Consider the following 12,256-nt stretch of genomic DNA (forward strand, 5'->3'; position numbering starts at 1 on the left):
ACTGTGCCAAGGGAAACTTTCAGTCGATAACGAGCGGCTTGGCCTCGTCCCAATGATCGGGCGGGATGGCTTCGGTGGATATAGCCACCCGCATCCCCAGCGTCGGACTATTGCGCTTGAGCAAGAATGCGGCAGCGCCGGCACACATGGCCTCCGCATCCGAGGAAAAATTCCCCTTCTTGTTCAAGAGCGCATATTCCCTGAAGTGGCGAATTCTTTGACACTGCCGCGTCGAGAAATCGTGCGCCAACAGATCGGCAATCATTTTCTCCAACTCCTTGGGAGGAATTATATTCTGCCGAGTCTTGAGCAGTGGGCATTCGATACAAGGAACTTTCAGGCGGAAGTGCGAGGCCAGCAGATTATCCCCGGCCCTTTCATCCTCCGCCTGCGGTAGTTCGAGTGCAAACTGCTCGCTCGGGGCGTCTTTTTTCTCCGTCATTTCGGCCTCCTGGTTTGGCCCAAGGTATGTTCACCTCGATGCTGGCCCCCGTTTGGGAAAACCCAAATCCCAACTTTCTGCTGAGCGTTGGGCATCCAGCCAAGCGGCTTCCCAGCCAGGAGAGGTGTATTGCGCTGGGGATCGGCGCGACGGCGAGAGGGGAAGTCCGCGCCTTCTGGTTGGGAAGGAGGCATTTCTGCCACTACGCTGTTTTGAGCCAGCAGGGCGCTGAGAAAGGGGGAGATGCCTGCAAAATCGAGGCTTCTACGCCGATCCCTTATGGGAAAAGTGACAGCGCGACGAGGTGCCGGTCACGATCAGCGGCTGGGCATAGGCACTGGCGGTGGTATGCGCTGGACCAGCATGCCGCTCGCCAGCTAGTCCGTTTCCGACGCGACGAACTCACTATCGCCGTCGAAAAAGGTTTCGGGCAAGGCATGGGGAGCCTCGATCCGGGTGGCCAACCGCTCGGCGAAAGCCTCGGCCTCGGGTTGGCAGCGGAAGTGCAGCGGCCGGTCAGCTTCACCTGTCAGACGGTTTCGTTGTTTCTTACTACTTCTTTCATGTCGATATTCATGGATTTGATGGCCAATTAAGTGGAAAAAGATTTTATTATTACAACATTTCCCCTGTTCCGGCCTGCATCAAAGGTCCAATTGACCGCTCTGGCGCTAGGGCGGCGGGAAGCTGGCGGCCATCTGTTCGCCGGTTTCGAGGCTGATCGACAGGCAGTGTTTCGCCGTGCGCCCATGGCGCAGCAGCTCCCACACGATGCCCATGCCCGCCGTGGTGACGGCGCGATTGATCAGGCAGTCCTGCGTGCCCAGCGACTCGGCGGCCGAGCAGGACTTGCGTGGATCGTCCTTGAGGCTGGCCAGCTCCGAGTAAACGTCGATCACGCACGGATAGCGCTCCCGGTGGCGGGGGCTGAGCGCGCCGAACACCGCTTGACCATGCCGGTGCCCGTTGCCCAGGTCGAGCCACATGCAGGACGGCTTGAAATAGTCGTCGTAGTGGGCGAGCGCCCGTCTGGCCGAGGGCAGGTCCACCGCCGTGATGATGAGGTCGGCACGGGCGATGGCCTTTTCGGTTTCCGGGCCGGGGAAGCGATAGGGCAGGCCGGTCCACTCCAGCCCGAGCATGAGGTTGTAGCGGTTGGCCAGTGCCACCGCCTTGTACTGGCCCAGATCGCAGGGCCAGAAGCGCTGGCGGACCAGATTCGGTTCCCGCACCACGGCATCGTCGATGATCGTGACGTTCAGGCCCTTGGGGTGGCCGAGGCTGATAAGGGCATGATGAAAGCTGGCCAGACAGTCCACCACCTCGCTGCCGTTGCCCCCGGCGCCGATCACCACCAGATGCACCGCATCGCTCATCCAGCGCTCCGGCGCCTCGAACCAGACTTCCTGTGGGGCCAGCAGGGCCTGAGCGCTCATGGGCGGCCTCCTGCGCGGATCAGGTCGGCCAGCGTGTACTGCTCGCCGTTGCGGGCCTTGGCCGGCAGCAGGCGGCTGGCCGGAAAGGTGCGGGCCTGTTCCTCATGCAGCTTCGCCATGAACGCCTCGTAGGCCGCTTGGCTGCCGACGCCCTTCAACGGCGGGGTATCGCCCAAATGCGTGGCGCGGGCCTCGACGGCGAAGCCCTCGCAGGCGGCCCGGTCCTCGTCGCGCCCGCGAAACTCCTCCTGTCTCACATTGCCGCCGCACATGGTCCCGCTGGTGTTGATATTGCCCAGCGGCGCGATCCAGAGTTTCGTCTCGGGCGTGGGGCGGGCACGCCCCTTGGCGGCGAACACGCGCAGCGGCTGGCCCTCGAACTTGGCGTAGATCAGCAGGGGCAGCGGCACGCGGTAATCCGCCTCGCGGAAATGCACCTCGGCCTGTTGGGGTGGGGTGAACCAGACCATGTTGAAGCCGGAGCCGTCGCGGGCCAGCACCTGATCGGGGACGAAGGCGATGGACTCCTTGTTCCCGCTGAGGATTTCCACGATGGCCGTCTTGTCCTGCTGGTTGAACAGGCGACCGGCGCCCAGCATAAAACCGGCCTCCGGGGCGGGAACGATCTTGTGACTGGTCACTTCGACCGTGCCGCTTTTTTCGTTGCGATGCAGCAGCAGGGCGATGGACTCGGTATTAATGCCCAACATGGGTAATTCCTTCCAATGAAGTTTCGATCCGTTTGATGAGGCGGTAGGCTTCGTGAATGGCATCAACAATAGGAATGGCCATATCCAACAAAACGCCCGGTTCGGCCAAGATCGTGATATGGGGGCCGCCGATGTTTTGATATAAGTGGTTTATATCATCGTCTACCAAATCCCCAAGCGCGCCGAAGTTATCGCAGGGAAAGACGAACAGGCCGCCGAACAGTGCAATGCCTTCTTCGGGGAGGATTGTTCCTCGACAATCATTTCCTTCTGCGACTCGTATATATCTTCCAGTCGCTTTCCCGCTGCCCGGAACTTGGCGGCGGCGCTGAACGCCTCCGCGAGCACGGCATAGACGCCGGCATGTTCGGGGTAGGTCCGGGCCTGTCCCTGCATGAGTTCTATCTGGAACTGGCAGGTGGCCTCGAATTCTTGGAAATAGCCGTTGGCGGCAATATTGAATAGGCGCTGGTACTGTTCGACTTCGGAGAGTATATCGACCAGACGGTCGAAGGATTCCGAGCCGGGAATAATTTCCTGTGGATCGTCCTCACCGAGGATATAGGGCTCGAAGTCCCATTTTGTACGGTCGCATTTCGAGAGAATATTATAAATCTCGTCCCGGTCTTTTCCCTCGATCAAGGGTTTGAAGTGGCTCCACATATCGTCGAGGTAATACAGATAGCGGTTGCTCAGGTCGAACATGGTCTGCGGATCGTGGAATGCGGCAATGCACTCGGAAATGGCAAACAGCGCATGGATGACGGCGATTCGCAGGGCGTGCGAGGCGGGCGCCTCGTCCGTGGGGAGATTCAGGCACAGGTGTTCGGCGTCGTGGCAGTAGATCGACAACCCGTTGGTGTAGAGCGCTGCGCCGTAACCCGGCGGCAGGCGGTCGTCGATGGCTTGCAGGGTGTCCAGCGCCAGCGACTGGATGCCGCGCTCGCCCTCGTCGATCAGGCGCAGGGCTTGGTTGGGTTCCAGCAGGTCGGCCCGCAGGGCTTCCTCGACGATCAGCACCAGCGTATCGAGGTCCGGCAGGCTGTCAGGGCGCTCGTCGATCCGGCGCAGCCGGCGCTTGGCCGCCTTGGTGAAGGCCCGGCGCCGGACTTTCACCGAGGCGCCGAAGCGCAGGATCGCCTCGTCGATGGCCTGCTCCATCTGGACCCGCGTGCCGTGCCCGGCCAGTTGTTCCAGCGTGGCGTCGCTGACCAGCCCGGACAGCGCGCAGCCGAGCAGGAACTCGGCGCGGGCCGGCAGTTCGCTTTCCCTGAGCCGGTAGCGGCGCTCGATCACCGCATCCCGGTAGGCCCGCATCCCTGCCGTGGGGTTCGGCAGGGCGAACAGCGTCGTCAGCGGGGCAGCGGAGGTCGCTGGGAATCGGTAGGCAGCGGGTTGCCACTGGGCTTGGAGGCGAGTTCCCATAGTGCTTTGGCCTGTTCCGGGTCGAGTGCGTAGTGGGAGGTGTTCATCGGGTCGGTGAGGGGGCGGGCGTTGCCGCCCGCCCATGCCCGTAGCCGTGCGATGGCTTCATCCCTTGTCGCCATAGTTGGCCTCCTTGATCTGGTAGACATGCTTGTCGCCTTCGAGCACCGGCTCGATCACCTTGGCCCCCAGCATCCGGGGAACAGGCGGGCGTAGTGGCGCAGCACCTCTGCCGGGGTCATGTCGGGGCTGGGATCGTCGAGGTCGCGGCCCCCGAAGCGGAAAACGCGGCTGAGGGTGATGACGGTCGCGGTCATGGTTCGATCCTCCCTTAGAACGCATCGCCAATGGACAGGGGTTGCGGCGCGGGAGCCGGGGCGTCGTCAGGGCGCTCGGGGCGGCAGGCTCGGCCTGTTCATCGGCCTCGGCAGGCTTCGGCGGCGTGCTGGCTGCCTTGGCGGCGCTGCTCTTGGCCTGCGCCTTGAGCTGGCGCAGCGCGTCCAGGACCTCGTTGCCCTCGTCCAGCCGCTCGCGCATCTGGCCGAGCTTGCCGGCCAGCGCCGCCTCCACCGCCTCCGGGGTGCCGACCACCACCAGCGGACGGGCCATCAGGGCGTAGACCTTGGCCACCTCGGGCGTGGCATCGTTGGGCACCTGTCCCACGTCAGCGGTGAGAATCAGGCGGATGTTTCCGTCTCCGGCGCCCACGGCTTCGATGAACAGGCGTTTTCCCGGTTCGGCGCCGGCTACGGCGTTGGCGATGGCAGAGAAAAAGACATGGGGATTCCTCCTTGGATTGTGGGGTGGGGCGATCAAGCCGCTTCGGATGCTTCGGCTTGGGTGGATGGGGCAGCGTCGGCGCCTTTGGGAGCGGCGGGTTTGAGGAAGGCCGGCAGATGCCCCTGCCACGAAAAGCCCTCCAGCGGCGCCAGCAGGGTCTGCGCGAGTTCCTTCACCTTGCTGGCGCCGACCATCTTCTTGAATGCGCCCTTGCCGTGTGCCGCCTCGTAGGCGCGGTCGAAGCCGGCAGCGGCGCATTCGGCCAGCAGTTCGTCCTTGGTCAGCAGGTTCAGGTACTCGGCGTCCACGGCGAACACCTCGCGGGGGTCGAGGCGGTGGCGACCGATCACCTCGGCGGCCAGCATCGCCGCTTCGCTGTGGTCGAAGTCGTCCTGGGCGACGGTGCGGCACAGCGCCAAGGCGGAGAGTTGCGCCAGCAGCGCCAGCAGCTTGGCTTCGTCGAGCCGGGCCAGATCGGCAATCCATGCCACCCGCGCCTTGGCCGTGGCGGGCCGCTCGGGAACGCCTGCTGCCTTGAGGATTTTGTCGGTCAGTCCCGGCGCCACGTCCCTGCCAATGTCCTGCACCACGCTGGAGATGGCTTGGGCATAGCCGTAGGCGGCATGGGACACCATGAAGCGGTGTGCCAGTTGGACCTGGGCTTTGTGGGCCACCTTGCGCAGTGCCGTGCGCAGGGTGCGTGGCTTGCTCGGGCCTTTCGCCGGCTGGCCAGCCGGTGCCCCAGCAGTGGCCGTTCCCTGAGCGGGCGCCGGGGTCGCCTGTGCGGCAGCCTTAACCGCCGCTTGATACTTGCCGACCATTTCGCCGTGGCAGGTCGGGTTGAAGCAGTAGCGGCCTGTGACCCCGCCTTCCTCGCCGTTGCGGGTGCTGACGACCGCGCCGTAGCTGGCGCAGGAGCGGCAGGCCGCCGCCTGCTCATGGCCCACGCCCTTGGCCCCGTCCGTGACGATGGTCTGGTATCCCTCGGCGGGCAGCTCGTCGGAGCGATAGACCACGCCGTGCTCGGCCTTGGCGTCGGCCAGACACTGCTCCAGATGCGCGGCGACCTTCGCGTTCCAGCAGGTCAGGTTCTGGCACTGGCCATTGCCCACGCTGGTGTCGAACAGGTCGGCAAACGCCGATGAATTGTGAGCGCAGCCGGTGCAGCCGCCGGTGTCGAACCGCGCCTGATCGAGGCGGCGGGTCAGTTTGAGCAGCCGCTCTCGCGCCTCGGCAATGCTCATGCCCTGCTCGACGATCTTGGCGACCACCATGTTCTGATCGGCGTGGCCCAGCGGACAGAGCAGTTCGGCGTGGCCCAGCTTGATCTGGCCGGCCACCAGCGCCTGCGCGACGGCCTCGCTGGCATGGGTGAGCAGGATGCGCGCATTGAGTTTGGTGCGGCTCCAGCCGAGCAGGCGCATGACCTCCTCATGGTCGTTGGCGGTCTGGCGCAGCAGCTCGGCCGCCGCGTTGGCCTCCTCGATGGGGGTCATGTCGGCGCGCTGGATGTTCTCTACCGCTGCCGCGATGCGTGCCTGCTCGTCGCTCATGGCGCGCACCAGCGCCGGGATCAGGTCGATGGCGCAGTCGGTCGCCGCCTGCCAGCGGGTTTCCCCGGCGACGATTTCGAAGTCATGTTCGGGATCGCCCTGAATGGGGCGCACCAGAATCGGCTGGAGAATGCCCTGCGCCATGACGCTCTGCTTGAAGTGCGCGTAGCGCTCGGGGTTGCGCCCCTTGCGCGGGTTGTTGGGATTGCGGCGAATACGGGAAACCGGCAGGTGTTTAATATCGGTAGTATCATGAGTTGCAGACATAGTGGGTTCCGAGGCATTGGCTTAACGTGTAGAGGCAGCCTCTCATGCACTTGAAAGAACCCAAGCCCATATCGGCAACTTTATTGGCAACTTTTTAAGGCGCAGTCGAGACAGCATTAAATAGTTGTCACTGATGGGTTAGTTGGGTTTTCAGGCGAAAAGATAATTTCGAGTTGGCCGGAAAACATATTTTCTGAGCGTGGCCAGACCTTTTCGCCCGGGTGTCGAGCGCACCATCTTGCCCTGGTTGGGAATTTGGCCCAGCCCACAGGCGTCTCAGTCAAGCCAGGGGGATTTTCTCTCAGGGACAAGTCCGTTGGCCGGCAGGGCATGGGAGCTGGAGGCACGCGGCGCTCCTTTGGCGCGGAGCCGACTGGCTACACTTACGCACCGACTTCACCAACTTTTATGGTTGAACAGGACGTGGTATGGACGATAAAGAATTAGGGAGCATCCTCAAGGAGCTGATGAGCGAAAACTTGCAGGAGCGGAAAAGGACCCGTCGCTGGGAATTTTCTTCAAGTGCCTGGGTTTTACTTATCTGGCCGGCACATTGGCGGTTTTCACCTTGTATGACCCGAAAGACAAAGCCGACAAGTACGACAGTTATACCGGTCTGGTAACGGTGCGCGGCGAAATCAAGGACGATGAAAATACCGGGTATCTGACGATAAACGAGACCTTGCGCAAGGCCTTCGAGGACGAAAGAACCAAGGGCGTGATCGTGTCCATCAACAGCCCGGGGGAAGTCCGGTGCAGTCGCATCAGATCTACCGGGAAATGCAGCGCCTGCAGAAAAAGTATCCGGAGAAGCCGCTGTATGCCGTGGTCGGCGATCTGGCGGCCTCGGGCGGCTACTTCATTGCCGCCGGAGCCAAAGCCATCTACGCCGACGAGACGAGCCTGGTGGGGTCCATCGGTGTGACCTCTGCCGGTTTCGGGTTCGTGGGCGCAATGGAAAAGCTCGGCGTGGAGCGGCGCAACTACACGTCCGGCGAACACAAGAGCCTGCTCGATCCCTATAGCCCGCAGAAGCCCGACGAGGTGGAACTCTGGAACGCCCAACTGCAACGGACCCATGAGCAGTTCATCGAGGCGGTGAAGAACGGCCGGGGCGAGCGCCTGAAGGCGGACACCCCGAATCTGTTCAGCGGTTTCCTCTGGAACGCCACGGAGGCCAAGGCCATTGGCTTGATCGACGAGTTCGGCTCGATCGAGACGGTGGCACGCGACGTCATTCAGGCCGAGCACCTGAAGGAATTCAACGAGGAGCCCAATCCCTTGGCGCGTCTGGCCGATCGACTCGGGGCTTCGATCGGCGCCGGCCTTGCCAGTGGAGCCATGCAACGCGTGCAGGAGGCCTTCAATAGCCAAAAGGTGCTCGGCAATTAAGGTACCTGCCTAGGCATCTCGCTGAGATCCTTTCCGCCCTCTCGTCCTATCGCTGGATGCGTAGCTGTGCCGTGGCACGCGCGGGGAGAAAGTTGGAGAGGCGCGGCCAGGCCTATCGGGTGGTTGCGGTGCTGCAGCGGCGCCAGCACTGAGCACTGACAGCCTGTAATGAACTAACCAGGAAAGAAGATGATAACGCTCGATGACGTGGCTGCTCGGTCCAGCCGCTTCGCCATGCACCTGGCGCGCCTGCGCGACGGCCGGCAGCCGAATTGGGAGGTGCTGAAGGTTGTCCGGGGCTGATCGCACCACGGTGTTCTACGTGATGCAGCGCGAGAGCCTGGCGGTGCTGATCGTCTATCTCGACGCGCTGACAAACCACCAACTGATCGAGCTGGACGACGCGCAGCGCCTGCAAGGCTAGGTGGCCAAGCTGGGCGGATCTAGCGCCACCCTGCTGCACAGGGCCTGATGGGGGAAATACTGATGAGGCTCGAGCAATTAGCGGACATGCGCGATTTGCATCTTGGCAACGTTCAGGATTTCCCGGGAACGATGTTCACGCCGATCAAGTCTGCAAGGTCGAGCAACGCCAAGTAAGTGAGCTCGTCTTGAAGGAGAGACCGCCCCGCGCCAACCTCGTGAAGCGCACCTTCTGGTAGTCGGTCTCCGAATAACATAACGGCACAGGCTTGGTCGTCTTGCCTCGACACCCAGTAAAGCCCCTGCACGTTAGGGCATTGTGCATAGATCACGTCTGCCCATAGGCGGGTATAAGGGTACTGGTCCTTCTCCGTTTCAATCAGGTGCGCGCGCCTCACTCCCAGCTTACGAAGTGGCTTGTTGGTCAGGTCGACTAGGGTAAGGTCGCCTTCATTCGTAATCTTGGAGTGGAGTTGGGCTTCGAGCTTGCCCTTGGCGTAGTTCTTCAGGCCAGGTGCAAACGGAACGTCGTGGAAGACAGTCTCCATTGCTGCGCATTCGAAGGTCGTACCTGCATACAAGGTCGGAATCCGGTTGCCCTGAGCATCCTTGATGGGGCTGAAGCGGGCATTGCCGCGCAGCCCGGGGTTAAATTGCGTAGCCAAGAACTCGTCGGAATGGATTCGATGCATCACCGTGCCAGCGGGCACGGTGATGATTGTCACATGAAGCTCGGATGGGGGTATGGGAACGATCCTTCCTTTCCAGGCTTCATCCATGAGCCACGCTTTCCAACTCGTCCTTCGCGGCGGCGATCACGCGCTCAAGGTCAGTGGCCAGTAGATCCTGTGGTCGCTTGCCGCCCAGGAAGCTGTTTACCGAGGAAAACCAATAGGCCAGCCCCCAGCCGTCCTTCGTATCACCGAAGGTCTTCAGAACGACTGTCATCGCCTTCAATGGGCGATAACCATCATGCGGATCCAAGCCGTAGGCGGGGAAGTAGTCATTGCCGTTGTGCTGGATGGCGAAAATCTTCCCCTCGCGCTTCCAGCGGTTTGGCTGGGCGCTGGGATTGGTTCCGCTGTATCCGCACAGGTTCGCAATATCAGACGCAGACAACCAGTCACCGCTTTCGAGGATGGCCCGCCTGGCCCTAGCGACCATCTGCGCTTCCCTGAGGAGCGTAGCCCGAATAGGGGTCTTGGGCGTCAGGGTAGAGATGATGCTCTCGAATGTCTCCTTCTTGTTCCTGATCATTCGATCGGCCAGCAGGCGAGCAGCGGCGGTGAGCGACTTGCTGAACGCCTGCCACTCTTCGTCGGGCACGCGATCTACGGTAAACGCCAGAACGTGATCCGCTTTCTCGTCGAGAAGGCGAGCGGAGACCTCTGTTGGTTTACCCTCAAGGGTGTGCCGGATATCAACATGATCTGCGCTTGAGCTCATGGCCATCTCCGTGCGGTTTGTGATAAAGGTTATCTATTTAAAAGATAATCTATCTAACATTCCCTGAATGCAAGGGCATCCGACAACCGGGCGATTGTGAGGAACGGAAGGGGCAAGTCCACCGATCACGTCAACTGGGAAGCGGTAACCGGCATAGGAAATGGCGTCGGTGGCCGGTACGACGTGCTGCAGGGTGGCTTGTTTCATAGCTGGGATTGTCGCTACATCTTGGTCGACCTGCTATTAATCCGGCAATCCAATACCCCAAATCATGCCGCATAGGCGATTTTGGAGTGCCTGAAGTTGTCAGCGCCGACGTAAAAAAATGACCCCCCTGACGCCGAAGTAATTTTGACCCTGTGGGTGAAAATGGGCGGCTTTTGAGCCGCCAGGATGGCGCCTTAGAGCCAGCCCTTTCAAGGTGTTTGCGTAAACTCTTCCGATGATCAAGCGGGAGGGTAAGACGATGTGGGATGCAGTTCTGGCGCGCTTCGAGAGGCAGGCACCGGCCAGCGTCATGGCACGTCTGGCGCTGGAACAGGCAATGCCGGCCGCCTGGATCGACGAAGTGTTCGAGACTCACCGGCAACGCCAGTATCCACGCGAGCTGCTGTTTTCCACGGTGGTCGAGCTGATGTCGCTGGTTTCCCTGGGATTGCGCCCTTCGCTGCATGCCGCCGCGCGCCAGATGGACCACCTGCCCGTATCGCTGGCGGCGCTGTACGACAAGGTCAGGCGTACCGAGCCGCCCTTGCTGCGGGCCTTGGTCCAGGGCAGCGCCCAGCGCCTGGAGCCGGTCGTCTCGGCCTTGGGCACAGCGCCCTGCCTGCCCGGCTGGCAGGTGCGCATCGTCGACGGCAACCATCTGCCGGCCTCGGAGAAACGCCTGGCGTCGCTGCGTGGCCAGCGCGCCGCCGCCCTGCCGGGGCACTCGCTGGTGGTCTACGATCCCGACCTGGATCAGGTCGTCGACCTGCAGGCCTGCGAGGAGGTCTACGAAAGCGAGCGCACCGGTGTCTTGCCGCTGCTGGACGGTGTCGGCCCGGGACAGCTGTGGATCGCCGACCGGCATTTCTGCACGCGAGCGATTCTCCAGCGCTGCCAGGACGCCCAGGCGGGGTTCATCGTCCGCCAGCACGGCAAGCATCCCCCCATCGTTCGGGCAGGCACCTGGCAGGACGGTGGGAGGACGGCAACGGGGCGAACGCGCGAGCAGGCTATTGAGGTGGACGAAGGGCTGCCGCCGTGGCGGCGCATCGAGCTGCAGCTGGATACGCCGACCGAGTCGGGCGAGTCCGTGCTCTGGCTGTGGAGCAACCTGCCCGCGACGATCGACGCCCGGCAGATTGCCGACCTGTACCGTCGGCGCTGGCGTATCGAGGGAATGTTCCAGCGTCTGGAGTCGGTCCTGCAGAGTGAGATCCGCAGGCTGGGCCATCCCCGGGCGGCGCTGCTGGGGTTTGCCGTGGCGGTGCTGGCCCACAACCTCCTGGCGGTGCTCAAGCGCAGCGTCGAACAGGCCCATCGCGAACGACTTACCGAGGGCTGGGAGGCGTCTCCCTACCACCTGGCGGTGCAGGTCAGAAGCCGTTACGAGGGGATGCTCGTCGCGCTGCCGGTGGAGCACTGGCCCGCCGGGGGCGACGATTCGGCCAGCACACTGGCACAGCGCCTGCTGGAGTTGGCACGGCACATCAAGCCCGGCCAGGTGGCCACCAGCAAGCGCGGCCCCAAGGTGGACAAGCCCAAGGCCTGGGTTGATGCCGCGACGGCTCGCGCCCATGTCTCCACCGACCGCCTCATCAAGGCCTCGAAAAGTAAAAGACCTTGAAAGGGCTGGCCCTGACGTGCCCAAGCATCTTGTCGAGCAACAGGTACTCGCTTTGAGTATTTAACAGCCGCGCTCGAAACTCAGTGAGCACACTGAAATGAAAACCGGGATCCGACAACTCCAGTCCCAGTACGTACTTCCAGTCGATGCGTGATCGCACCGCATCGGCCGCCTGTCGATCGCTCAAGTGCTCCAGAAACTGGAATACTGTCACCAACGCTAGACGCCACGGAGCCACGGAGCCACGGAGCCACGGAGCCACGGAGCCACGGAGCCACGGAGCCACGGAGCCAGTCTCGGCTGCCCTCGGCGCGGGTACAAGGTCTGGAAGTCCTCGTCACGGTACAGCTCGGCAAACTCGTCGCGTAGCCGTGTGATCACCGTACCCCGGGGGAATGCCGCACGGGCCACACGCTCGGTCTCGACAGGAGTCGGATCTATGGGAGTTGGATGCAGGCTCACCTCTACTTCCTATCGATCGTCAGCCGCAGTACCGTCAGAGTGCTTCGCACAACAGCTCTTGGCAATTCGCCGACGGTATCTCAACAACG

At 62.4% G+C, this 12,256-nt stretch carries 11 protein-coding genes and 2 pseudogenes; 4 read left to right on the plus strand and 9 right to left on the minus strand.

Annotated features, from left to right (window positions below; translation table 11 throughout):
* Positions 1 to 19: 19 nt before the first annotated feature.
* Positions 20 to 442 (minus strand): hypothetical protein, encoded by a 423-nt coding sequence (locus Atro_RS22250; protein ID WP_497927922.1) that lies wholly within the window; start codon positions 440 to 442, stop codon positions 20 to 22.
* Positions 443 to 468: 26 nt separating this feature from the next.
* On the opposite strand from Atro_RS22250, the gene Atro_RS22255 reads away from it, so the two are divergent.
* Positions 469 to 1,038, plus strand: a complete 570-nt coding sequence (locus tag Atro_RS22255; RefSeq protein WP_497927923.1) for a hypothetical protein — start codon at positions 469 to 471, stop codon at positions 1,036 to 1,038.
* A gap of 75 nt (positions 1,039 to 1,113) precedes the next feature.
* Here Atro_RS22255 and Atro_RS22260 read toward each other — a convergent pair whose 3' ends face one another.
* From Atro_RS22260 to Atro_RS22280, 5 genes are all read right to left on the minus strand, one after another.
* Positions 1,114 to 1,878 (minus strand): PRTRC system ThiF family protein, encoded by a 765-nt coding sequence (locus tag Atro_RS22260; protein ID WP_497927924.1) that lies wholly within the window; start codon positions 1,876 to 1,878, stop codon positions 1,114 to 1,116.
* Positions 1,875 to 2,588 carry a hypothetical protein gene (locus tag Atro_RS22265; protein ID WP_497927925.1) on the minus strand — a complete coding sequence of 238 codons (714 nt, stop codon included), beginning with the start codon at positions 2,586 to 2,588 and terminating at the stop codon, positions 1,875 to 1,877. The genes Atro_RS22260 and Atro_RS22265 overlap by 4 nt, the downstream gene beginning before the upstream one ends.
* Before the next feature lie 162 nt (positions 2,589 to 2,750).
* Positions 2,751 to 4,013 (minus strand): hypothetical protein, encoded by a 1,263-nt coding sequence (locus tag Atro_RS22270; RefSeq protein WP_497927926.1) that lies wholly within the window; start codon positions 4,011 to 4,013, stop codon positions 2,751 to 2,753.
* A 105-nt stretch (positions 4,014 to 4,118) separates the two neighbouring features.
* Positions 4,119 to 4,829, minus strand: coding sequence for a hypothetical protein (locus Atro_RS22275; RefSeq protein ID WP_497927927.1), 711 nt, complete (start codon positions 4,827 to 4,829; stop codon positions 4,119 to 4,121).
* Positions 4,826 to 6,613 carry a PRTRC system ParB family protein gene (locus Atro_RS22280; RefSeq protein ID WP_497927928.1) on the minus strand — a complete coding sequence of 596 codons (1,788 nt, stop codon included), beginning with the start codon at positions 6,611 to 6,613 and terminating at the stop codon, positions 4,826 to 4,828. Before Atro_RS22280 ends, Atro_RS22275 begins: the two co-directional genes overlap by 4 nt.
* A 428-nt stretch (positions 6,614 to 7,041) precedes the next feature.
* On the opposite strand from Atro_RS22280, the pseudogene Atro_RS22285 reads away from it, so the two are divergent.
* Both Atro_RS22285 and Atro_RS22290 read left to right on the plus strand, forming a co-directional pair.
* Positions 7,042 to 8,005: pseudogene (locus Atro_RS22285) on the plus strand (S49 family peptidase).
* A 289-nt stretch (positions 8,006 to 8,294) separates the two neighbouring features.
* Positions 8,295 to 8,429, plus strand: coding sequence for a hypothetical protein (locus tag Atro_RS22290; protein ID WP_497927929.1), 135 nt, complete (start codon positions 8,295 to 8,297; stop codon positions 8,427 to 8,429).
* Positions 8,430 to 8,541: 112 nt separating this feature from the next.
* Here the strand turns inward: Atro_RS22290 and Atro_RS22295 are convergent, their stop codons facing one another.
* Together Atro_RS22295 and Atro_RS22300 are read right to left on the minus strand one after the other, a co-directional pair.
* Positions 8,542 to 9,207: an RES family NAD+ phosphorylase gene (locus tag Atro_RS22295; RefSeq protein ID WP_497927930.1), complete on the minus strand. Its 666-nt coding sequence runs from the start codon at positions 9,205 to 9,207 to the stop codon at positions 8,542 to 8,544.
* The gene (locus tag Atro_RS22300) at positions 9,200 to 9,874 is read right to left on the minus strand and encodes a hypothetical protein (RefSeq protein ID WP_497927931.1); all 675 of its coding nucleotides are present in this window, start codon (positions 9,872 to 9,874) and stop codon (positions 9,200 to 9,202) included. The genes Atro_RS22295 and Atro_RS22300 overlap by 8 nt, the downstream gene beginning before the upstream one ends.
* A 517-nt stretch (positions 9,875 to 10,391) precedes the next feature.
* Here Atro_RS22300 and Atro_RS22305 point away from each other — a divergent pair.
* Entirely contained in the window at positions 10,392 to 11,705 is a 1,314-nt protein-coding gene (locus Atro_RS22305) for an IS4 family transposase (protein ID WP_497928014.1), read from the plus strand.
* A 22-nt stretch (positions 11,706 to 11,727) separates the two neighbouring features.
* Here Atro_RS22305 and Atro_RS22310 read toward each other — a convergent pair.
* Positions 11,728 to 12,167, minus strand: a pseudogene (locus tag Atro_RS22310) (transposase); the annotation flags it as partial.
* Between the last annotated feature and the right edge of the window lie 89 nt (positions 12,168 to 12,256).

This window comes from Azotobacter tropicalis, from assembly GCF_059739045.1.